Origin of the sequence: Cupriavidus pauculus (assembly GCF_008693385.1) — a bacterium.
In the GTDB taxonomy this organism is placed as follows: Bacteria; Pseudomonadota; Gammaproteobacteria; order Burkholderiales; family Burkholderiaceae; genus Cupriavidus; species Cupriavidus pauculus_D.
The window spans coordinates 2,479,399-2,500,361 of the sequence record NZ_CP044065.1 but is presented as its reverse complement, the minus strand read 5'-3'; the positions used below and the strand labels follow the sequence as shown (position 1 = coordinate 2,500,361).

The following is a 20,963-nucleotide window of genomic DNA, read 5'->3' as shown; positions in this document are numbered from 1 at the left end:
AACCTTTCGCGTCCAGCCAAGCGTGCCTTGACGGTGGCGGTGGATACGATCGCCCTGCCGATCTGCTTCATGATCGCGCTGGGGCTTCGCCTCGGCAGTTTTCATGTCGTCAATGCCACGTCGCTGATTTTTGCCGGCATGATGACGGCGGTGGCGCTGGCGTTCTTCGTTCGCACGGGCCTGTATGGCGCGGTGATCCGGTTTATCGAACTGCGTGTGGTGCTGATTATCGGCATGGGCCTTGGCGTGGTCGTGCTGGCGGCCTACGGCATCATGCTGTTGTTCGGGCAGGCGGGTCTGCCGCGGACCTCGCTTGGCATTTTCTGGCTCGTGGCGTTTGCCTATCTGACGGTATCGCGATTCGCGGCCCGTTCGCTTTCGCGCCGCATTTCCGTCGGTCCGGCCCGATTCCGCCAGCGCGCGATGATATACGGCGCGGGCGAGGCCGGTGCGCAGCTGGCTCAGGCGATGCAAAACAGCCGCGAATATGACGCCGTCTGTTTTGTCGACGATCACCAGGCGCTCTGGGGCAAGTCGGTCTCCGGCATTCGGGTCGTGTCGCCCGACCAGATTCGCCATCGGATCGATCGCGATCGGATTTCCGTGATCGTGGTGGCGATTCCTTCCGCGCGGCCGTCGCGTGTGACCGAGATCATTTCGACGCTCGAATGCTATGCCGTGCCGGTCCGGGTGCTGCCGGGCATGACGGGCCTTGTCGACGGGCAGACCGCGATCTCGGCGATTCGCGCGGTGGAGCCGAGCGATCTGCTGGGCCGCGACCAGGTGCCGCCGCGCGCCGATCTGTTCGCGCGCTGCATTACTGGCAAGACGGTCATGGTGACGGGCGCCGGCGGCTCCATCGGCAGCGAGCTCTGCCGGCAGATCATGACGCAGGCGCCCAAGGCGCTGGTGCTGTTCGATCACTCCGAATACAACCTCTATGCGATCGAATCGGAGCTGTCGCTGAAGTTTCCGACGACGCGGCTGGTGACCGTGCTGGGGTCGGTCAAGAACGAATCGCTGCTGACGCATGTGATGACGACCGAGAAGGTGCAGACGGTCTATCACGCGGCCGCGTACAAGCATGTGCCGATCGTCGAGAGCAACGTTCTGCAGGGCGTGGCCAACAACGTGCTGGGATCCTATGCGGTCGCGCAGGCTGCGGGCAATTCCGGTGTGGAAGCGTGCGTGCTGGTCTCCACGGACAAGGCCGTGCGGCCCACGAACATCATGGGGACGACCAAGCGCGCCGCGGAACTGGTGTTCCAGGCGGCCACCGATTACTTTGCCGACACCTGTTTCTCGATGGTGCGCTTTGGCAACGTGCTCGGGTCGTCCGGTTCGGTGGTCCCGCTCTTCGAGAAGCAGATCAGCGCGGGTGGCCCCATTACGCTCACGCATGCCGATATCACGCGTTATTTCATGCTGATTCCGGAAGCCGCGCAGCTCGTCATTCAGGCGGGTGCCATGGCGAAGGGCGGCGAAGTGTTCGTGCTCGATATGGGCGAGCCCGTGCGTATTATCGACCTGGCCCGGAAGATGATCCGCCTCTCGGGCTACAGCGAATGCACGGCGCAACATCCCGATGGCGACATCGAGATCAAGGTCGTCGGATTACGCCCCGGCGAAAAGCTTTACGAGGAACTTCTCATCGGCGATAGCGCCGAACCGAGCGAGCATCCGAAAATCATGCGCGCACACGAGCGCAAGCTGCCATGGAACGAGGTGGTACGCTCGGCCACGGAATTGCGCCGCGCGTGCGACACGTTCGATCAGGACAGTGCGATCGCCGTGCTTTCGACGCTGGTGCCTGAATACCGCGAACCCGAGCATCATGCCCAGATGCGAGTGATCGCCTGAAAGCGTAACGGTCTGCCTGATGGCGACCGGGCCCGCGCGATTTTTATAACCCATGTAGTTTCCGGCCTCGCGCTTGCGCATCGCGCCGGAATAATTTGCTGCTCAAGATGACTGACAATTTGCAACCGGCGCGCCCCGCGACGCTTCGAGGTGACGGCCTGACCGCCGGAGAAGGTATCGATTTCATCTTCCGCCACAAATACCGGCTATTGGGCCTGCCCGTGCTCGGCGCGATCATCGCGGTCCTCGTGGCAATGGCGCTGCCGAAACAGTGGCAGGCCAGCACGATCATGCAGGTGGGTCAATTGTTCTACAGCACGGAGAACGACCAGCCGCAGCTCGCGGTGATCGAACCGACCGCGCGCGCGGTGGAACGGGTACGGCTCGAGCAGTTTCAGGACGCCGTCCTGCAACGGCTCAACCTGCCGACGGCGCCCAACGTCAATCGCGATACCGACCTGCTGCGCGCGAGCATCAATGCGCGGTTGATCCGGAATGCCGAGTTGCTCGAGATCAGCGTGCGCGGCACCTCGCCCGAGATGGCACAGCGCGTGATTCAGGCCTATCAGGATCAATTGATTCTGGAGCATCTGAAGCTCGCCGAGCCTTCGCTCAAACGTATCGCCGCCGAAAATGCGCAGGTCGCGCGCGACGTGACCGCGGCGGAGAACCGCCAGAAGCAACTGAGCACGCTGGCGCAGGAACGTTTGAAGGAGGGCCTGCGTGGACAGTTCTCCGAGTCCGTGCTGCTGAACCAGCTGATCGATCGTAACGACAAGGAACTGCGCGACCTCAAGCGCCGGGCCTCGTATCTGCTCGAACAGTCGAGCCCGGAGCGGACCTTCAATACACGCCCCATGGGCGGCATCGAGGTGACCAAGCGTCCCGTGTGGCCGCGCAAGATCAACTTCCTGATCATCGGTGGCGCCCTCGGCCTGGCTCTGGGCCTCGTCTGGTCGCTGCTGCGAGAACGGCGCCTGCGCGCGGCGGCACGCTGAGCGCGCCGACGCCCGGTCAGCCCCGCTTCAGGCTGTCGAGCAACTGGCTCCAGTGCGCCAGAATGCGGGGCAGCGCGAATTGCCCCGCAAAGGCTCGCCCACCCGTCGCGAGCCGATCCTGCAGGGCCGCGTCGTTGCAGACGCGCACGAGCGCGCGCCCCAGCGCCGCGTCATCCTCGACCGGCACCACGACCGCGTTGACATCGTCTTCCAGCAGGGACTTCGGTCCCGTCTCGCAATGCGTGGCGACGATCGGCAAGCCATAGGCCATGGCCTCGATTAGTACGAGTCCGAACCCTTCGTAGCGCGAACTCAGGCAGAACGCCGCGGCACGGCGATACTCTCCGCTCACGTCGGCGGTCGTGCCCGCAAAGGTGACGCTGGCCGCCAGATCCGAAGCTCTGGCAAGCGCGCCCAACTGGTCGTGCAACGCGTCGCGCTCCTCGCCATCGCCCACGATACGCAACTGCCAGCCCGGCAGCGAGGCATGCACCCGCGCCCATGCGCGCAGCAGGATATCGAAGCCCTTGGCATGCGTGAGCCGTCCGACCGCGAGCAGGACACGATGGTCGCGCGGCGCGGGCTCGTCGGGCATGGCAAACGGCAACGCATTGCCGATGGCGCGCACCCGATGCGCGCCGCGCCGCAGGGTCAGCCACCGCTCACGGTCCCGCTCGGTCAGGACCACGATGGCGGCATTCGTCCATGCGGCCAGTCGGCGCGCCACCCGTCGCGCCGGCCGCCCTAGGTCCTCGTCGAAATGGCAATGCTCCCACGCGACCCGCCGCACGCGCATCCCCAGCATCGCCGGCACCGTGAACAGCGTGAGCATCGTATCCACCTCGACCAGCACATCGACGCCGTGCTCGCGCACGAAGCGGCGAATGCCGAGCACCGTTGTTAGATACTCGCGCCTGAACGACGGCCGTGCGTCGAACAGCGCATGGTGCGTCACGTCCTGATGCAGCGGAAACACGCTGGTCCGGTCGTACAGGCTCAGTACGTGCACGCGGTATCCGCGCTCGGCCAGTCCGTTGGCGATGACGGCCGTCATGCGTTCGGCCCCCGCGAACGCATTGAGCGTCCCCGTGAGAAAACATACCGTCGGCAGCGTCATGGCGTGGCCACGCTCGTTGCCGGACGGCAGCGCCACCAGAACGCGATGCCGACCAGCGTTGCCACCGCATTGCCCAGGCCGTAGCCCGCGATCGCGCCCCAGCTGCCGTGGCGCGGCACCATGACGAGGTCGAAGAGCAGCGTCACGACAAAGACCATGAGCCATTTGATGGCGATCCAGTCGGGGCGGCGCAGATGCACGGCCAGCAGCGTGAGCCCGACGTCGGCGAACACGAGCGACGAGAGCAGGGCCGCGGCACGCAGCAGCGCGATGGTCGGCGCGAACGCGTGCCCGTAGAGCAGATGCACGATCCACGGCGCGCAGGCGGCGATCGCGGCGCCGCCGAGGAGGCCGACGCCCGCGAGCGCAAATGCGACGCGGCCCGTGTTCGTGCGTGCCTCGGCGAGGGTGTCGCGCGCGTAGACGTACGCCGGTGCGAGGCCCGCGGCAAGCACGCTCGCGAGCACGGTAAAGTTGTCGAGAATCTGCATGCACGCCGCATAGGCGCCGAACTCCGCGGCCGGCACCGCCGGTTGCAGCACCAGCTGATCGACGCGGCGCGCGGCCATCATCAGGATGAAGCTGCCCCAGAACAGCGCGCCGCTCGTCAGCAGTTCATGCAGACGCGCGCGCTGCCAATGGACGCTGAGCAGGCCGCCGACGCGATGCTCGCGCATGCGCAGCCGGAAATAGAGCATCTGCATTGCCGCCACCACGATCGCTTCGATGGCGAACGCGGCCGCGTAGCCGCTGACCTCGCGCACGCCGCACAGAAACAGCGTGCCGACGAGCGCGGCCTTGGTGCCGAGCGCCGCCATGTTGAACAGCACGCCGGGGCGGTTGTGCGTGCGCGCCTGCATCCATGCGGAGACCACGCCGAACGGCTCGCGCAGCAGGATCGCGATGCCCAGCAGCAGCGCGGCGTGCCAGATTTCCGCGTCGGGCGAGGTGATACCGAGATATCCGCACATCAGCAGATAGCCGATGACGCCGCCCGCGAAGCGGAGCACGAATGCATGGGCCAGCAGCGCGTGGCGTGCCACCTCCGCATCGGGGCCCGACGCGGCAACGAGGCGTGGCACCACGACTTCGGCGCCGCACACGAGCGCGAACGCGGCCGCGATAAGGACCATCGACTGCGCATACTGAAAGTGCGCGAAGCCGACGGGCCCGAGCGCGCGCGCGAGCATCGCCACGACGACGATGCCGATGCCGACCTGCAGGCCGCGCTCGAACAGCATCCACGCGAGATTGGCCGCGACGCGCCGGTTCATGCGGGCTCCAGCCGGGAATCGCGAGGCGCGGCGCGCAGCGTGGCGTAGCAGGCGAGCCAGCGTTGCGCGACGGTATCCAGCGCACAGGTCGCGCGGACATGCGCGCGGCGCGCGGCCTGCGCGCGGGCATCGCCGCGCCCCTCGCGCACTGCGGTATCGATGGCGGTGGCGAGCGCTTCGGCATCGCCACGCGGCACGATCGCGCCGAGTCCATCGACGATCTCGCGCACGCCCGGCGCGTCGGTGGACACGACCGGGCAACCGTTCGCCAGTGCTTCCGCGAGTGCCAGCGGAGAGCCCTCGATCTCCGAGGAGAGTGCAAAGGCGTCGGCGGCGTCGAGCAGCGCGGGCACGTCCTGTCGGGGGCCAAGCAGCTGCACGCGGCCGTCGAGGCCCCGCGCGTGGACCTGGGCGGCAAGCGCATCGGCCAGCGGCCCGCCGCCCGCGATCAGCAGCCGCGCGCGCTTGTCATGGGCGCGCGCGAACGCGTCGATCAGCACATGCTGGGCCTTGGCCGGCACGAGCCGGCCCACATGCATCAGCAACGGCGTGCCGTCGTCGATGCCGAGGCTGGCACGCGTGCGCGCGCGCCGCTCCGCATCGTAATGAAAGCGCGCGATATCGATGCCGTTCGGCATGACGACGACGCGCGCGGCGGGTACCGCGCCGGCGGCGATCATGCCCGCGCGGCCCGCTTCGCTGACGTGCGTGGTCAACGCGCACCATCGGTCGGTCAGACGATAGGCGAGCATGCGCGCGCGGCCGCCCTCGCGATAGCTGTGCGCGGTGCAGACCAGCGGTGGGCAACGGACGATGCGCGTGAGCAGCCGGGCAAACAGGTTGGCGTGCACCATGTGCGCGTGGATGATATCGGGCCGCCATGCGCGCACGAAGGCGCGGGCCTGCCACAGCGCGCGGGCGAGGCCCGCCGGCGTCTTGCGCATCGCGAGTTCGATCACCTCGACGCCGGCGGGCACCTCGATCTCGCGACCCGGCGACAGGCTGACGATGGCCACCACATGGCCAAGCGCGCGAAACGCTCCGGCCAGCGCGGCCACCTGATGCTCGGCACCGCCGACCTTGAGGCCGGTGGCGACGAGCAGGATGCGCAGCGCGCGTGGTTCACCCATCAGCGCGCCCCGTATCCCGTCAGCAGCGTGCGCACGGTCTTGACCGCAATCAGCAGGTCGAGCGCGAACGAGCAATGCTTGACGTAATAGAGGTCGTAACTGAGCTTGGTGATCGTTTCCTCGTGGCTGCCCACGTAGCCCTGCTGCACCTGCGCCCAGCCGGACAGGCCGGGCCGGACGAGATGGCGATACGGGTAGTAGGCGATGGTCTCCGAGAACTTGTCGACCATCGGCACCTGCTCGGGACGCGGGCCGATCAGGCTCATGTCCGCGGTCAGCACGTTCCAGAGCTGGGGCAGCTCGTCGAGCCGGTACTTGCGGATGACGCGGCCCACGCGCGTGACGCGCGGGTCGTGGCGCGCCGCGAACTGCGCGGGCGCATCGATCTGCACGGCCATGCTGCGGAACTTGAGCATCGTGAAGGTCGTGCCGAACCGGCCCACGCGCGTCTGCCGGAACAGTACCGGCCCCGGCGATTCGATGCGGATGGCCAGTGCGGTGAGCAACGCGGCCGGCAATACCAGCGGCGCGAGGCACAGCACCGCGCTCACGTCGAGCACGCGCTTGATAAAGCCGTACAGATAATGCCGCGCGTGGTCGTCGAGGAAGTTCTCGTCGATATGGGCGAGGCCCACGCGGCCGGTCAGCATTTCGCCGACGCGCTCCACCGAATACATGCGCACATGGCCGAGCTTGAAGCGCGCGAGCGCGCGCGTGCGTTCGGGATCGGCCGTGGCCGTGCGGTCGAGCATCAGGCCATCGCAGTGCGCGGCTTCCTCGAGCGAGCGGATGAGCACGAAGCGCATCGCGCTCGGCGCCGACGCGCCCGGCATCGACAGGATGCCCTCGAGCTGGGCGAGCGCGCGCGGATCGGTATAGCCGAAGACCGGCACGTAGTTCTGCACGAAGCGCCGGTAGCCGAAGCCGCTCCAGGCCAGCGTGGTCAGGTAGCCCAGCATCAGCGCGCCGCGCGAGTACTCGATATGAAGCGCGGCAAAGCCGAGCAGCAGCAGCGCGAACGGCAGCGTGCCGGCCACGCCGACGAGGCTGTTGCCCTCGATGGACGGCAGGTGCAGTGAACGGTGCAGCAGCACGAACGTGCACAGGTAGGGCAGGATCGACCAGGCCATCGTGCGCGTGAACACGTACGTGGCGATGCCCGCGTGGCGCAGGCCTTCCGCCAGGATCAGGTTCAGGCCGAACAGCAGCAGGCCGAGCATGGCCCAGCTCAGCATCCGGCTGGCGCGGCGCACGGTTTCCGAAGTGGCCGCGCTGCCGGGCGCGGGGCGCGTGTTGTCCTGCACGCGCGTGGGGTTCTTGGGGAGGCTCACGTCAGGCGCCCTCCGTGCCCGCGCGGGCGAGACCGGGCGAACGGTCCGCCAGCGCTTCGCGGTAGACACGCCAGGTGGCGTCAGCCATGGCGTCGAGGCCGAAGTCGCGCAGATATCGCGCGCGGGCACGCTGGCCCAGCGCCGCGCGCAACGCGGGCGAGGCCGCGAGCTCGCAGAGGGCCGCGGCGAGCGCATCGACGTCGTTGCCGGCGATCAGGCGGCCGTCGTCATCGCCAAGCTGCTCCCGGATGCCGGGAAGATCCGAGGCGATCACGGGCAGGCCCGCGCGCATCGCCTCGAGTACCGATAGCGGCAGGCCTTCGTGATCGGACACCAGCACGAACCCCTGCGCGGCGGCGAGCAGTGCCGGAATGTCGGCGACATTGCCGCGCAGCGAGACGCGCCCGGGCGCCTCGCGGTCCGCCAGTGCCTGCAGCGCAGGCAGGTCCGGGCCACTGCCCGCGATGACCAGCTCGCAGCCGCCGAACAGCGGCGCGGCGACCGGGTCGCGGAGCGCCTGCCCGAACGCGCGGATCAGCAGGTCCGGGCGTTTGGGCGAGGCCAGCCGCGCCACCATGACGAGCCGTCGCAGCGGGGCACCCGGCTGGGCACGCAGCGGCGTATCGGCAATGCCGTTGGGAATCACGTCGATGCGCCGCGCCGGAATCGGCAGCGTGGCCGCCAGTGCCCGCTCGGCCCGCGCGACGCAGATCACGCGCGTGGTGATCGGGGCCAGGCACCATTCCGCGATCCGTGCCGCGACGCGGCGCAGGGTCGGGGCCTGCGGCTTGAACGCGAAGCCGTGCACGGTGTAGACCACGGGCAGGCGCAGGCACCAGGCCGCCAGCCGGCCGAGCGCGCCGGCCTTGGCGCTGTGCACGTGCACGAGATCGGGCGCGGCGGCGCGCAGCGCGCGCAGGACTTCCCGGAACGCCAGCGCCGCGCGCCACGGAGACAGGCGGTTGTCGAGGCGGCGCAGGACGACGGTCTGCGCGCCGGCGGCCCGGGCGGCGGTAAACAGCGGGCCATCGCCGCCGGCCAGCACCGTGGCGTCGATGCGGCCATGCAGCGCGCGGAGCAGGTCGGCGACGTGCGACTGGGCCCCCCCGATTTCGGAGTTCGTGATCAGGTAGGCGATGCGCGGACGGGGCGGAACGAGAGGCGAGGGCACGAAGGCGGCGCGATGAGAACCAGGGTCCGCCTGCGTCCGACCTATTCGGCGGCGGCGGACAACGCTTGTGAAACAAGGGATGCGCGTGGGTCACGGTCCGTATCGGCAAATACCGCCAAACTTGCAGGATCAGACGAAATCGGGTGGCCGGACGCACGTAACTCGGCGATTATAACTGCCGCCGTCGCCGCAATCCGGCAAAATGGCGCCTTTGGACAACCCGCCTGGTAGTGCCCGCCATGTGACGGACGCACCGCACTCCCTAAGGACGATCTATGCAAATTGACCCCTCGATCTTCAAGGCCTACGACATTCGCGGCATCGTCGGCAAGACGCTGACGGTGGAAGTGGCCCGTCAGATCGGCCTCTCGTTCGGTTCGGCCGCGGTCGAACTCGGCGAGAAGACCGTGGTCGTCGGCCGCGATGGCCGGCTGTCGGGCCCCGACCTGCTCGGTGGCCTCGTGGAGGGTTTGCGCGCCGCGGGCGTCGATGTGATCGACCTCGGCATGGTCGCGACCCCGATCGTCTACTTCGGCACCAATATCGAGATCGATGGCCGCCGCGCCACCTCGGGCATCATGGTGACCGGCAGCCACAATCCGCCCGATTACAACGGCTTCAAGATGGTGCTGGCCGGCAAGGCGATCTATGGCGAGCAGATCCAGGCCCTGCGCCAGCGCATCGAGGCCGGCAACTTCACGAAGGGTGGCGGCAGCTACAAGCTCGTCGATATCCGCCAGCAGTACCTCGACCGCATCCTCGGCGACGTCAAGCTCGCGCGCCCGATGAAGATTGCGCTCGACGCCGGCAACGGCGTGGCGGGCGCATTCGTCGGCGACCTGTTCCGCGGCCTCGGCTGCGAGGTCGTCGAACTGTTCTGCGACGTCGATGGCAATTTCCCGAACCACCATCCGGACCCCGCGCACGTCGAGAACCTCCAGGATCTGATGCGCGCGCTGCGCGAGACCGATTGCGAACTGGGCCTCGCGTTCGATGGCGATGGCGACCGGCTGGGCGTCGTGACCAAGGACGGCCAGGTCATCTTCCCCGATCGCCAGCTGATGCTCTTTGCCGAGGAAATCCTCTCGCGCAACCCGGGCGCGCAGGTGATCTACGACGTCAAGTGCACGGGCAAGCTGGCCCCGTGGATCCGCGAACACGGCGGCGAACCGCTGATGTGGAAGACCGGACATTCGCTGGTCAAGGCCAAGCTCAAGGAAACGGGCGCGCCGATCGCGGGCGAAATGAGCGGCCACGTGTTCTTCAAGGACCGCTGGTACGGCTTCGACGACGGCCTCTACACGGGCGCGCGCCTGCTGGAGATCCTGTCGCGCCATGCCGATCCCAGCGCCGTGCTCAACGCGCTGCCGAACGCCAACAACACGCCGGAGCTGCAGCTCAAGTGCGCCGAGGGCGAGCCGTTCGCGTTGCTCGACAAGATTCGCGCGAACGCGAAGTTCGACGGTGCGCGCGAGGTCATCACGATCGATGGCGTGCGCGTCGAGTATCCCGACGGTTTCGGCCTTGCCCGGCCGTCGAACACCACGCCCGTGGTGGTGATGCGCTTCGAGGCGGACAACGATGCGGCGCTCGCGCGTATCCAGGCCGAGTTCAAGCGGGTGATCCTGGCCGAGAAACCGGATGCGCAGCTCCCGTTCTGAGCGGATGACGCAGCCGCTCGTGGCGCCGGCGAACGATCCGTCGCCGGCGTCGTATCCCTATGCGCTGCCGGCGAATGCCGCGCCCGCGCGCATCCTGATCGTCAAGGTTTCGTCGCTCGGCGACGTGGTCCACAACATGCCGCTCGTGCACGATCTGCGCGCGCGCTGGCCCGCGTGCGAGATCGACTGGGTCGTGGAAGAGGGCTACGTGGACCTCGTCCGGCTGCTGCCCGAGGTCTCGCACGTGATTCCGTTCGCGTTGCGGCGCTGGCGCAAGCGGTTCTACCGCGGCGACACGTGGCACGAGCTCGGCGCGTTACGCGATGCGATTCGCGCGCGGCCCTACGACGCCGTGCTCGAGACCCAGGGGTTGCTGAAGACCGCCGTCGTGGCGCGGACCGCCGCGCGCGTGGCGGGCGCGCCCGTGATCGGACTCGGCAACGCCACGCAGGGTTCGGGCTACGAGCCCGCCGCGCGGTTGTTCTATACGGCGCCCGTCCAGGTGCCACGCCAGACCCATTCGGTCCGGCGCTCGCGCCTGCTCGGCGCCGCGCTGACGGCCGTGGCCCCGCCCGAGCCGCCGAAGTTTTTCGGGGAGCGCGCGCGCACGCTGCATGTCGATGATCCGCTGTGGGCCGATCTGCCCGCGCGCTACGCGGTTTGCTTCCATGCGACGGCCGGCGCGAAGAAGCGCTGGCCCGTGCCGCACTGGCACGCGCTGGGCAAGCGCCTGCAGGCCGAGGGGCTCACGGTATTGCTGCCATGGGGCAACGCATCCGAACGCCGCGACGCGGAGGAGATTGCCGCGGGCATCCCGGGCGCGCGCGTGCTGCCGCGTTTCTCGGTGATGCAGGGCTTCGGCCTGATCAATCGCGCGGAGGTCGTGATCGGTGTCGATACCGGCCTCGTGCACATCGCGGCGGCGCTGTGCCGTCCGACGGTGGAAATCTATACGGCCACGTGGCGCTGGAAGACCGAGGGCTACTGGTCCGATCGCATCGCCAACGTGGGGGACGACGGCATTGTGCCGTCCGTCGAGGAAGTGCATGCCGCGGCCACGCGCGTGCGAGGTGCGGAGGCCTGATGCTGCGGTGGGTTTATACGTTGTTGTGGATCGTGATCCTGCCGGTCGCATTGCTGCGCCTCGTCTGGCGCGCGCGCAAGGAACCGGGTTACGTGCACCACGTCGGCGAGCGGCTCGGCCGCTACGACGATATCCCTTCCGATGGCCCGTGGCTCTGGGTCCATGCCGTATCGGTCGGCGAGACGCGCGCCGCGCAGCCGCTCGTGGAGGCGCTGCTGGCCGCGCACCCGAACCATCGCGTGCTGCTGACCCATATGACGCCCACGGGACGCCAGACCGGGCAGCAGCTGTTCGGCACCAACGCGCGCGTGCAGCAGTGCTACGTGCCGTACGACGTGCCATGGCTCGTGCGGCGTTTTCTGCGGCATTTCCGTCCAGAGGCGGCGCTGCTGATGGAGACCGAGGTCTGGCCGAATCTCGTGCATGGCACGCATGAGGCGGGCGTGCCGCTCTACCTCGTCAATGCGAGGCTGTCGCCGCGCAGCTATCGGCGGACCGCGCGTTTCGGCCGCGCGGCCTCCGCGATCTACCAGAACTTCACCGAGGTCCTCGCGCAGACGCCCGGCGATGCGGAGCGCTACCGCGCGCTCGGCATCACGCGCGTGACCATCACGGGCAACCTCAAGTTCGATATGCAGCCGCCCGAGGCGCTGCTGGCTCGCGGCAAGGCGCTGCGCCAGGCCATGAAAGACCCATCGGGCGAGCAACGTCCCGTGCTGGCGGCGGCAAGCACGCGCGAGGGCGAGGAAGCCATGCTGCTCGATGCGTTTATCCGCTGGCCCGGTGAAAAGCGCCCGCTGCTGCTGCTGGTGCCGCGCCATCCGCAGCGTTTCGACGAAGTGGCGGCGCTGGCCCAGCGGCTCGGGTTCACCGTGCAGCGCCGCAGCACGCTCGGTGTCGACGCCGCGGGGCTGGAATCGATGACGGCCGATATCGTGCTGGGCGATTCGATGGGCGAGATGCCGATGTACTTCGCGGCGTCGGACATTGCATTTATCGGTGGCAGCCTCATGCCGCTCGGCGGTCAGAACCTGATCGAGGCCTGCGCGTGCGGGACGCCGGTCCTGATTGGCCCGCATACCTTCAATTTCGCGCAGGCTACCGAAGACGCGATCGCGGCCGGTGCCTGCCAGCGCGTGGACAACGCGGACGTGCTGATGACCGCCGCGGCGCGCATCCTCGCCGATCGCGCGGCGCTGGGAGAGATGCGCGCGAACGCGTTGGCGTTCGCGGGGATGCATCGCGGCGCGACCGCACGAACCCTGTCCACGCTGGCGCCCGCGCTGCGGTAACCGAAGGCGGGCACGCGGGCTAGCTTGGCGGAAGCAGCCAATGCAGATCCGCTGCATTGCTGTTCATATGGGAGGCGGCATCGAACTCCCCGCGCTTGCCGACCACAGTCCCGTCGCTGGGATCGAGGACGTCGGGATTGCTGTAAAGCAGGCGCTTGTCCCCCGCAAGTAACGTCTTGGCAAGCGGATATCCGCGAGCGAAGCGGGCCACCGCGAACGGTGCATTCCCGTGCCACACGCCGAGCATGTGTCCGACTTCGTGTGCCAGGACGGAGGAATTGCAGTCGATATCGACGGTGCTATACGCCCATCGCCAGTTCATGGGGCTCCCTAGCCATGCCATGCCGCACGCGCCGTCAGGTCCCAGGTCGCCGACGGCATCGAGGTAATACACGGCATGTGCCTCGGCGGCCAGGCGTGCATGGCGAACGCGTGGATCGGACTGGAGTGCATCGAGGACATCGGACATCCGCGTTCCCGCGATCGGGTGATACAGCGCGGTGGCATCCCGGATCCAGATGCCGACGCGGGAGTCCGCGAGCGCCTTGTTCGTCAAGGCAACGTCATGGGCGATGCGGGCGCGAACGGCAAAATCACCCAGCCTCTTGACCGCCTTGTCACCGAATACCGGCAGCAGATCCAATGTCTGCGTATATGGCTGCCAGCCGTACAGCGGCGCTTTTTCGAATTGGACGCGCGCTCCAGGCGGGATCGTCCAACGCTCGAACAAACCAGGCCCCTCTACGGAGACAGCCTGGTGATGGCGATAATTATGAATGGTGATCCGGTCATCCGGTTTTGCATCCACCGGTAATTCGAGGGCGGAGGTCACGGCTCTCCGACGTGGCACGCTGATCCACGTGCTTGGCGTCCGCATCGGCGGGATCACGCCACCGTCCAGTTGGGATGAGGTGAGTTCGACTTTGGCAGCCTTGGTCATTCGCCACATGTTCTTTTCCTTCTGGAACATGAATCGGTACTCGTCCCCCGCGCGCAATCCCAGGGTCGCCTTCTCTTCGATGTTGCCATCGTCGATGTAAGTGCTGTGGGAACCGTTCATGCGCACGACCAGGCGTGCACGATCCGGCGCCGAGGCAGGGAGCGTCAGCTTGGGGAAGCGGTCGCCTTCGTGGAGGTACAGGTCCAGCGTTGGTTCGGTCATATCGCCCATGACGCCGTCGGCGGGCACCGTACGGTTCCGCTGGGGATGGAGCGCGGAAACATCCTCGGCATCCGCATTGTCGGCGTGAGTGGCGTATGCCTGCGTGGCCAGCGCGGCGGCCATAAGGGTGCAGCGAAGCAGCGTTGTCATCGGTGGGATGTCTCCTGTGGCTGATGCGAAGGACCGAGGGTGCGCGCCGGCATGGCGGTGCTGTCAGGCGGGACCCGTGCATCGTTGTCCAGTTTGCTGTCGCCGGCGTTCCGCAGCCACCCGTATCCGTTCTTCGCCTCAAGATACACCGCGCCATCCGGCGTCTCGAAGTAGGCGACTGCGTAACGATCGACCGGCGCTTCCGTGATCAGCCATTCGTGGTGGCGCACGATGTCCGGGCTCAGTAGTTCGCCACGCCAGCGCGTCCATCCGTCGTCATCTTCGCGCGCCTCCAGGCGCGCGGTGACCGTCATGTCCAGGTTGGGAAGATAGAGATCGAATCGATCGGTGGGGCGCAGATGCTGCAACGTGTCGTGTCGATACCGGACCAGCCGGCTCTCGCGATAACGGGGTTCGGCGAGGAACGGCAGATGTCTTTCGGCTTCCGCGCGATCGGCGAGGCCGGCGATCGCGCCGGGATAGTCCTGCTGCCGATCCACCGGTGCGAGGGCGTCGATGCCGCCGAGCGTCGCCAGGCTGCCGCCCCGGCCCTTGGCGGACGTCTGCGTGGTGCCGCGATGTTCCGGCCGCTCGCTGGATGCACGCGGCCATGACTGCCACACGTACCAGGCGGATACCACTAGGGCGATCGTTATCGTCGCGCCGAGAGCATTGATCTTCATCGTCCGACCACTCGCGAAGGGATGCGTCGACTATGGCCTCGCCCGTCGCATGTGAAAACAACAGATCGACGAAATTTGGCAGCGTGTGGGATCGCGCGCGCCCGGGCGTACTGGCATGGGTGTTGCGACCTGCAGTGACGACCTGAGCCCCCCGGCGTCCGAATACACGTGCCCGCTGCCGCATCGTGTAAATTCGCCATGTAAGCGACGCCACGCAGAGAACAAAGGAGCGGATCATGCAGAAAGTTCAGCGCTTGCCCATGCTTGCAGCCATCGTCCCCGCCGCCGCCATGGCCGCCGCCGCGCTGCTGGGCGCGTGTACGACGACCACCACCGCGGATTCGCCCGCCGCAGGCGCGAGCCTTTCGCAGACGCAGTCTGACGGTCCCCAGCGCTGGGAACTCGTGCGCTGGCAGCAGGCCGACGGCGTCTCGCGCGAACTGCCGCGCGGCGACAGCGGGCAGCCCGTCATCTTCGAGTTCAATAGCGGCATCGACGCCGCGCAGGGCACCGTCAGCGGCAACAGCGGCTGCAATCGCTTCACGGGCGGGTACGGCAAGACCGCCACCGGCATCCGCTTCGACAAGATCGCCGGGACGCGCATGGCCTGCCCCGGCGAGCGCATGACATTCGAGACCGCGCTGCTGCACGCGATGCAGTCGCCGTTCACGACCGTCGCCACGCAGCCCTCGGCCACGCCGCAGGGGCGCCAGATCATCTGGAAGACCGCGGACGGCGATCTGCTGCAGTTCGCCGAGCGCGAGGGCGTGGGCCGCCGCGGCGCGAAGATCGATGCCGCGTCCGGGACGGAGAAGATCGTCTATATCGATTCCCAGCGCGTCGAATGCACGGGCGTCGGCCGCATGCAGTGCTACCGCTGGCGCGAGTCCGAGGACGCGGCATGGCAGCTCTGGTACGGGCCGATCGAAGGGCTCGACTTCGAGCCCGGCGTGGCCTACAAGCTGCGCGTGCGCGAGTACCGCGTCCCGAACCCGCCGGCCGATGCCTCGTCGATTCGGTGGCAGTTGCTGAAGGTGGAGGAGCGGCGGCGAGGGGGCTAGCCGGTCCGGTCTTTCGGGAATGGACCAAGGTGGCGAAGGTGGCGAAGGTGGGGCGGAGGAGGGCAGGACTATAATGTCGCGCTGACTCGCACGGTACCCTCTCCCGACACATGCTCCGCCGCCCCGCCTCGACAGCGTTCGCCGACGCACTGGTTTTCGCCTTTCCGATCCTGCTGCTCTGCGTGCCGCGCGGCGCCGGCGTATTCCTGGGGTGCGTCGGCCTTCTGGCGCTGCTGCGGTACCGCGGAATGGGGCAGACCTGGCGTGCCTACCGCGATGTGCTGATGCCCCTGACGATCACGGTGTTCGCATTCCTGCTCGTCTATCTGGCCTCGCGCATGTACTTCCACACGCATTGGGACGTGCTCGACAATCCCTCGCGCACGTTGCTCGCGATCCTGACCTGCTGGGTCATCCTGCACGCCGCGCCGGACCCGCGCATGCTATGGCGCGGCATCACCGTCGCGCTGGTCGGCGCGCTCGTCATCGTTTGCTATCAGCGCTTTCTCCATGGCGATCCGCGTCCCTCGGCCTGGGTACAGGCCATTGCCTTCGCCAACATGGTGGCGGCCTTCGGCCTGATCGGATTCGCGCGCGCGGGGGAAGACCGGCGCACGCACGCGCTGGCCTGGTTCAATCTGGCCTGTGCGTTCCTGATCCTCATGGTCAACGGTACGCGCTCGGCGCTGCTGGCCTTGCTCGTGATCATGCTGCCGATGCTGCTGCTGCGATACGGGCGGCTCGGCAAGCGCGCATTCCTGCTGGCCGTCGTGGCGATCGCGGCACTGGCAGCGGGCTCCTATTACCTGCCGGACAGCCCGGTCAAGTCGCGCGTGGACCTCGTCATGGCGGACGTCCATCAGTTCCAGCTGGGCAACGCCGCCACGTCGGTCGGCTCGCGGCTCAAGGTCTGGGAGATCGCCGTGCAATCCATCGGCGAACACCCGGTGATGGGCGTCGGTGTGGGCCAGTTCGCGCGCATCCTGCACGCGGCACCTTATTGCCGGAACCTCACCACGCTGCCGTGCGATCTGGAGCACGCGCACAACGATATGCTGGAAGCCGCCTCGACGACCGGCATACCGGGTTTGATCGTGGTGCTGGCCCTGTTCCTGGTTCCCGCGGCGCTGTTCTGGCGCATGCTCGTCGCATGCCGCGCGCGTCGCGATGCCGTGGGCGTGAGCCTGAGCGGTGGCGGCATCGCCATGACCGCCGCGACGATCATCTGCGGACTGACGCAGGTCACGATGGCCCATCAGGCCAACATGGTCTTCTACTCGGGAACGATCGGCCTGCTGCTGGCCCTCGCGGCCGTCAGCGAACGATCGGGCCGCTCGGCGGCGTAATGCGCGGCGCGGCCGGCGCGTTGTTCCGCGGCCCGAGGTTGTTGAGCCGCTTCCAGTCCGGCAGTTCGTACATCGCGCCCGTGTGCTCGGTCAGCAGCGTGTTGATCTGCACCACGTCGTCTTCCGACAGCACGCCCGTGCTCGCCTTCAGGCGCAGGCCGTTCATGATCGTGTCGTAGCGCGCCTTCGACAGGTCGCGTCGCGTCTGGAACAACTGCGCTTCGGCGTTCAGCACGTCGATATTGATGCGCACGCCCACTTCGTAGCCAAGCTGGTTCGACTCCACGGCGCTCAGCGCCGAGCGTTCGGCGGCTTCGAGCGCTTTCACCTGCGCGAGTCCGTTGTACACGCCGGAGTAGGTCTGCCGCGCGTTCTGCGCCGCGGTGCGCCGCGCGAATTCGAGGTCCGCCGCGGCCCGGTCGGCCAGTGCCAGCGTCTCGCGGACGCGCGACTGGATCGCGCCGCCCGCGAAGATCGGGATCGTCAGCTGTACGCCGACCTGCGAGCTGTTGTAGCGCGCGGCCTGGTTGACGATCTGCGTCTGCGTGCCCGTGGCGTTGGTGTAGCCGTACGATGCGACCAGATCGACCGACGGCAGATGGCCGCCGCGCGCCTTGCTCGTTTCGCGCTCGGCGGTCTCGAGGTTGTAGTTGGCCAGGCTGACCTGCAGGTTGCTTTGCTCGGCCTGCGAGGCCCACGCGTTCACATCGGCGGGAATCGGACCCGGAATCTGCGCCTGCGCGCGCAGGCCCAGCAATTCATCGACGGACTTGCCCGTGATCTGCTGCAACGTGGCGCGGCTGACCTCGAGCGCGCTCTGCGCGGCGATCTCGGTGGAGGTGGCCAGGTCATAGCGGGCCTGCGCGTCGTTGGCATCGGTGATCGTCGAGGTGCCGACCTCGAAGTTCCGCTTCGCCTGTTCGAGCTGCTCGCCGATGGCCTTCTTCTGCGCCTGCGCCAGATACAGGTTGTCCTGCGCGGCCAGCACGTCGAAGTAGGCCTGCGACGCGCGCGTGATGAGGTCGAGCTGCGCCTGCTGGAACGAGACCTCGCCCGCGAGGGAGGCCAGTTCGCCCTGCTTGTACGTTTCCCACCGGTCCCAGCGGAACAGCGGCTGGGTCAGCTGCAGCGCCCAGAGGCTGTTGTTGATGAAGCGGTCCGCTTCCACCGGCGCATGCTGATCGACCTTGGTCCGCGTCGATCCGGCCGAGCCCGCCACGTTGGGCAGCAGCCCCGCCCGAGCCTGAGGCAGCCGCTCGCGCGTGGCCAGCAGCTGCGCGCGGGCGCTCGCGAACTGCGCGTCGTTGGACTGCGCATCGCGAAAGACCTGGAGCAGATCCGCGGCAGACGCGGCGGGCGCGTGCAGCAGCACCAGCGACGCGACGAGTGCCAGTGACTTTGGCGCGAGACTCATGACTTCTCCTGCTTGCCGCGCTGGGCACGGTCAATTATCGGGTGCTGCGGTGTAACAACGGATAAAGCGGGCGGACGATACGGAGACGAGGCCACGGACATGCCGCGGCCTCGGGGGACTGCCGGATTCGCGCCCCCGGGCAGCGAACCCTTACTGCGAAGAGGATCGGATCAGTACTGCGGTACCGAGGGATCGACCTCGGTGGACCAGGCGTGGATGCCGCCGGTCAGGTTGTACACGTGCGCATAGCCCTGGCGCTCGAGGAAGCTCGCCACCTGCATGCTGCGCGCACCGTGGTGGCAGATGCAGACGATTTCGGTTTCATCGTCGAGCTCGCCCATGCGGGCCGGAATCTGCCCCATGGGGATATGCGTGATGCCGGGCATCGCGGCGGTGCGGACCTCGAGGTCCTCGCGCACATCGAGCAGCACGGGCTTCTTGCGATCGGCCGCGGCCAGCCATTGCGACAGTTCGGTTGCGGAAATTACCTGCATGCGAACGCTCCTCAGAACTTGAAACGCGACGTCTGCGCGGCGCCCTGGAGCGGCTTCACGACGGTCTCGAACAGGTTGACCACCTGGTACTCGGTTTCCGACACGCGCGTGATGATGCGCGCTTCCATCACCGGCACGTTGCCGACGATCGCGGCGATGCGGCCACCGACCTTGACCTGCGACAGGATCGATTGCGGCAGTTCGGGCACCGAAGCCGAGATGCAGATCACGTCGTACGGCGCGGAAGCGGGCCAGCCCTCGGCGCCGTTACCCTCGACCACCTCGGCGTTGCCGACACCGGCCGCCGTCAGGTTCTTGCGGGCCATCGCGACCAGCTCGGGCTCGATCTCCACGCTCAGCACGTGACGCGCGCGGTTGGCCAGCAGGGCGGCCATATAGCCGGAGCCGGCACCGATCTCGAGCACGTTCTCGTGCTTGCGTACCGCCAGGTCCTGCAACAGGCGCGCTTCCACGCGCGGGGGCAGCATGTTCTGGCCCGCCGGCAGCGGAATCTCCATGTCGACGAACGCGAGCGCGGCGTAGGCCGCGGGCACGAACTGCTCCCGCTTGACCACGGCCAGCAGGTCCAGGATTTCCTGGTCCAGCACGTCCCATGGGCGGATTTGCTGTTCGATCATGTTGAAACGGGCTTTTTCGAGATCCATCTTGCGTGTCCTTGCGCCTACCATTGTTACCATTCTGCTTCCCGGCCGAGCGGCGTCATGGGCCGGAAAGATGCATGAAAGCCCGCTATTTTACCGCCGCGGCGCAGGACGGACCTGCAAAAGATTATTCATGTCGCATCCGTGCCCGTCCGGGAAGTTGTTGCAGACATTTCCTTCTCCGCCAGCAGTTCGTCGCGGATCTGCTCCCAGATGAACGGCCCCGAGGCCGGCGGCAGCGGCGTATCGCGCGCGGCGCCCGTGGTCACGCCGAACAGCAGCATCTGCAGCAGCTGATCGACGAAGGCATTCGGATCGATCGGTTCGCACGACACGTTGCTGAACGCGCGCTGCCAGATCATCAGGTAGACCAGCGGGGCGCAGAACAGCGTGGTGCAGGGGTTGGCCGGCAGCGCCCGGAACTCGCCACGCGCCGCGCCGCGCTCCAGCACGCGCGCGAACAGCCGCTCGCCGGGCTCGATCACTTCGTTCTGGTAGAACTGCGCGATATCGGGGAAATTGCCGGACTCGGCCATGATCAGCTTGGTCAGCCCGGCCACGGGCGTCGCCCCGATCAGCCCCCACCAGCCGAGCAGCAGCTCGCGCAGCAGCTCCGGCGTGGAGCCCTCGTAGCTGTCCACGAGGTCGGTACCCTTCATGAGCGCGGGGATCATGTTCTCGCGCACCACGGTCTTGAACAGCTCCTCCTTGTTCGCGAAGTACAGGTAGACGGTGCCCTTGGACACGCCGGCCGCGGCCGCGACGTCCTCGAGCCGTGTTGCGGCGAAACCACGTTCGACGAACAGCTCGAGCGCGGCGGCCACCAGTTCCTGCGGGCGCGCCGCCTTGCGCCGCGTCCAGCGGCGGGCGTCGATCGTCGATTCGTTCGTCGATTCGTTCGCGGATGGGCTCGAATGCCGGGAAGGGGAACGTGCGGGCACGGCTGAGGCTTGCTAATAAATAACTTATGGGTCAGTAATGTAGGCCAGCGGTCCGGGACGGTCAAGCGGCCGGGTGCAGTCCACGCACTCAGGCACAATAGCGCCTTCGTCCGCCCCCGCTGAAACCTTTCT

At 67.5% G+C, this 20,963-nt stretch carries 18 protein-coding genes; 7 read left to right on the top strand and 11 right to left on the bottom strand.

What is annotated here, in order from left to right; translation table 11 throughout:
* Positions 1–39: 39 nt before the first annotated feature.
* Both FOB72_RS11480 and FOB72_RS11475 read left to right on the top strand, forming a co-directional pair.
* Complete coding sequence (locus tag FOB72_RS11480) at positions 40–1,860, top strand: polysaccharide biosynthesis protein (protein ID WP_223851311.1); 1,821 nt, start codon at positions 40–42, stop codon at positions 1,858–1,860.
* Positions 1,861–1,967: 107 nt separating this feature from the next.
* The gene (locus FOB72_RS11475; RefSeq protein ID WP_150372626.1) at positions 1,968–2,858 is read left to right on the top strand and encodes a chain-length determining protein; all 891 of its coding nucleotides are present in this window, start codon (positions 1,968–1,970) and stop codon (positions 2,856–2,858) included.
* Between the two features lie 16 nt (positions 2,859–2,874).
* Here FOB72_RS11475 and FOB72_RS11470 read toward each other — a convergent pair whose 3' ends face one another.
* The 5 genes from FOB72_RS11470 to FOB72_RS11450 are packed head-to-tail and all read right to left on the bottom strand — an operon-like array spanning position 2,875 to position 8,881.
* Positions 2,875–3,975 carry a glycosyltransferase family 4 protein gene (locus FOB72_RS11470; protein WP_150372625.1) on the bottom strand — a complete coding sequence of 367 codons (1,101 nt, stop codon included), beginning with the start codon at positions 3,973–3,975 and terminating at the stop codon, positions 2,875–2,877.
* The gene (locus tag FOB72_RS11465) at positions 3,972–5,249 is read right to left on the bottom strand and encodes a lipopolysaccharide biosynthesis protein (protein ID WP_150372624.1); all 1,278 of its coding nucleotides are present in this window, start codon (positions 5,247–5,249) and stop codon (positions 3,972–3,974) included. The genes FOB72_RS11470 and FOB72_RS11465 overlap by 4 nt, the downstream gene beginning before the upstream one ends.
* Positions 5,246–6,379, bottom strand: a complete 1,134-nt coding sequence (locus tag FOB72_RS11460) for a glycosyltransferase (RefSeq protein ID WP_150372623.1) — start codon at positions 6,377–6,379, stop codon at positions 5,246–5,248. Before FOB72_RS11460 ends, FOB72_RS11465 begins: the two co-directional genes overlap by 4 nt.
* Positions 6,379–7,683 carry an exopolysaccharide biosynthesis polyprenyl glycosylphosphotransferase gene (locus tag FOB72_RS11455; RefSeq protein WP_223851511.1) on the bottom strand — a complete coding sequence of 435 codons (1,305 nt, stop codon included), beginning with the start codon at positions 7,681–7,683 and terminating at the stop codon, positions 6,379–6,381. The genes FOB72_RS11460 and FOB72_RS11455 overlap by 1 nt, the downstream gene beginning before the upstream one ends.
* A gap of 28 nt (positions 7,684–7,711) precedes the next feature.
* Positions 7,712–8,881: a glycosyltransferase gene (locus FOB72_RS11450; RefSeq protein ID WP_150372622.1), complete on the bottom strand. Its 1,170-nt coding sequence runs from the start codon at positions 8,879–8,881 to the stop codon at positions 7,712–7,714.
* Positions 8,882–9,156: 275 nt separating this feature from the next.
* Here FOB72_RS11450 and FOB72_RS11445 point away from each other — a divergent pair, with 275 nt between their 5' ends.
* The 3 genes from FOB72_RS11445 to waaA are packed head-to-tail and all read left to right on the top strand — an operon-like array spanning position 9,157 to position 12,918.
* Positions 9,157–10,542: a phosphomannomutase/phosphoglucomutase gene (locus FOB72_RS11445; protein WP_150372621.1), complete on the top strand. Its 1,386-nt coding sequence runs from the start codon at positions 9,157–9,159 to the stop codon at positions 10,540–10,542.
* Positions 10,523–11,626: a lipopolysaccharide heptosyltransferase I gene (gene waaC, locus FOB72_RS11440; protein ID WP_150372620.1), complete on the top strand. Its 1,104-nt coding sequence runs from the start codon at positions 10,523–10,525 to the stop codon at positions 11,624–11,626. The genes FOB72_RS11445 and waaC overlap by 20 nt, the downstream gene beginning before the upstream one ends.
* Entirely contained in the window at positions 11,626–12,918 is a 1,293-nt protein-coding gene (waaA, locus tag FOB72_RS11435; protein ID WP_150372619.1) for a lipid IV(A) 3-deoxy-D-manno-octulosonic acid transferase, read from the top strand. Before waaC ends, waaA begins: the two co-directional genes overlap by 1 nt.
* 19 nt (positions 12,919–12,937) lie before the next feature.
* Here waaA and FOB72_RS11430 read toward each other — a convergent pair whose 3' ends face one another.
* Both FOB72_RS11430 and FOB72_RS11425 read right to left on the bottom strand, forming a co-directional pair.
* On the bottom strand, positions 12,938–14,230 hold the full coding sequence (locus FOB72_RS11430; protein WP_150372618.1) for a hypothetical protein: 1,293 nt from the start codon (positions 14,228–14,230) through the stop codon (positions 12,938–12,940).
* Entirely contained in the window at positions 14,227–14,913 is a 687-nt protein-coding gene (locus FOB72_RS11425) for a hypothetical protein (RefSeq protein ID WP_150372617.1), read from the bottom strand. Before FOB72_RS11425 ends, FOB72_RS11430 begins: the two co-directional genes overlap by 4 nt.
* Before the next feature lie 236 nt (positions 14,914–15,149).
* On the opposite strand from FOB72_RS11425, the gene FOB72_RS11420 reads away from it, so the two are divergent.
* Together FOB72_RS11420 and FOB72_RS11415 are read left to right on the top strand one after the other, a co-directional pair.
* Entirely contained in the window at positions 15,150–15,974 is an 825-nt protein-coding gene (locus FOB72_RS11420; protein WP_150372616.1) for an META and DUF4377 domain-containing protein, read from the top strand.
* A gap of 110 nt (positions 15,975–16,084) precedes the next feature.
* Positions 16,085–17,320, top strand: a complete 1,236-nt coding sequence (locus FOB72_RS11415) for an O-antigen ligase family protein (protein ID WP_150372615.1) — start codon at positions 16,085–16,087, stop codon at positions 17,318–17,320.
* Here FOB72_RS11415 and FOB72_RS11410 read toward each other — a convergent pair.
* The 4 genes from FOB72_RS11410 to FOB72_RS11395 all read right to left on the bottom strand — a co-directional run bounded on the left by FOB72_RS11410 (position 17,289) and on the right by FOB72_RS11395 (position 20,765).
* Positions 17,289–18,734: a TolC family outer membrane protein gene (locus tag FOB72_RS11410; RefSeq protein WP_150372614.1), complete on the bottom strand. Its 1,446-nt coding sequence runs from the start codon at positions 18,732–18,734 to the stop codon at positions 17,289–17,291. The genes FOB72_RS11415 and FOB72_RS11410 overlap by 32 nt on opposite strands.
* Positions 18,735–18,904: 170 nt before the next feature.
* Positions 18,905–19,228 carry a rhodanese-like domain-containing protein gene (locus FOB72_RS11405; protein ID WP_150372613.1) on the bottom strand — a complete coding sequence of 108 codons (324 nt, stop codon included), beginning with the start codon at positions 19,226–19,228 and terminating at the stop codon, positions 18,905–18,907.
* 11 nt (positions 19,229–19,239) lie between these two features.
* A complete protein-coding gene (locus tag FOB72_RS11400) occupies positions 19,240–19,893 on the bottom strand; it encodes a protein-L-isoaspartate O-methyltransferase family protein (protein ID WP_150372612.1) in 654 nt (217 codons plus the stop codon).
* Between the two features lie 128 nt (positions 19,894–20,021).
* A complete protein-coding gene (locus FOB72_RS11395) occupies positions 20,022–20,765 on the bottom strand; it encodes a TetR/AcrR family transcriptional regulator (RefSeq protein WP_223851510.1) in 744 nt (247 codons plus the stop codon).
* Between the last annotated feature and the right edge of the window lie 198 nt (positions 20,766–20,963).

Excerpts from the sequence above, each read along its gene's own strand:
- waaA (WP_150372619.1), top strand. The coding sequence starts at position 11,626 with ATGCTGCGGTGGGTTTATACGTTGTTGTGGATCGTGATCCTGCCGGTC.
- FOB72_RS11465 (WP_150372624.1), bottom strand. The coding sequence starts at position 5,249 with ATGAACCGGCGCGTCGCGGCCAATCTCGCGTGGATGCTGTTCGAGCGC.
- FOB72_RS11410 (WP_150372614.1), bottom strand. The coding sequence starts at position 18,734 with ATGAGTCTCGCGCCAAAGTCACTGGCACTCGTCGCGTCGCTGGTGCTG.
- FOB72_RS11400 (WP_150372612.1), bottom strand. The coding sequence starts at position 19,893 with ATGGATCTCGAAAAAGCCCGTTTCAACATGATCGAACAGCAAATCCGC.
- FOB72_RS11460 (WP_150372623.1), bottom strand. The coding sequence starts at position 6,379 with ATGGGTGAACCACGCGCGCTGCGCATCCTGCTCGTCGCCACCGGCCTC.
- FOB72_RS11405 (WP_150372613.1), bottom strand. The coding sequence starts at position 19,228 with ATGCAGGTAATTTCCGCAACCGAACTGTCGCAATGGCTGGCCGCGGCC.
- FOB72_RS11420 (WP_150372616.1), top strand. The coding sequence starts at position 15,150 with ATGCAGAAAGTTCAGCGCTTGCCCATGCTTGCAGCCATCGTCCCCGCC.
- FOB72_RS11470 (WP_150372625.1), bottom strand. The coding sequence starts at position 3,975 with ATGACGCTGCCGACGGTATGTTTTCTCACGGGGACGCTCAATGCGTTC.
- FOB72_RS11430 (WP_150372618.1), bottom strand. The coding sequence starts at position 14,230 with ATGACAACGCTGCTTCGCTGCACCCTTATGGCCGCCGCGCTGGCCACG.
- FOB72_RS11415 (WP_150372615.1), top strand. The coding sequence starts at position 16,085 with ATGCTCCGCCGCCCCGCCTCGACAGCGTTCGCCGACGCACTGGTTTTC.
- FOB72_RS11475 (WP_150372626.1), top strand. The coding sequence starts at position 1,968 with ATGACTGACAATTTGCAACCGGCGCGCCCCGCGACGCTTCGAGGTGAC.
- waaC (WP_150372620.1), top strand. The coding sequence starts at position 10,523 with ATGCGCAGCTCCCGTTCTGAGCGGATGACGCAGCCGCTCGTGGCGCCG.
- FOB72_RS11445 (WP_150372621.1), top strand. The coding sequence starts at position 9,157 with ATGCAAATTGACCCCTCGATCTTCAAGGCCTACGACATTCGCGGCATC.
- FOB72_RS11425 (WP_150372617.1), bottom strand. The coding sequence starts at position 14,913 with ATGAAGATCAATGCTCTCGGCGCGACGATAACGATCGCCCTAGTGGTA.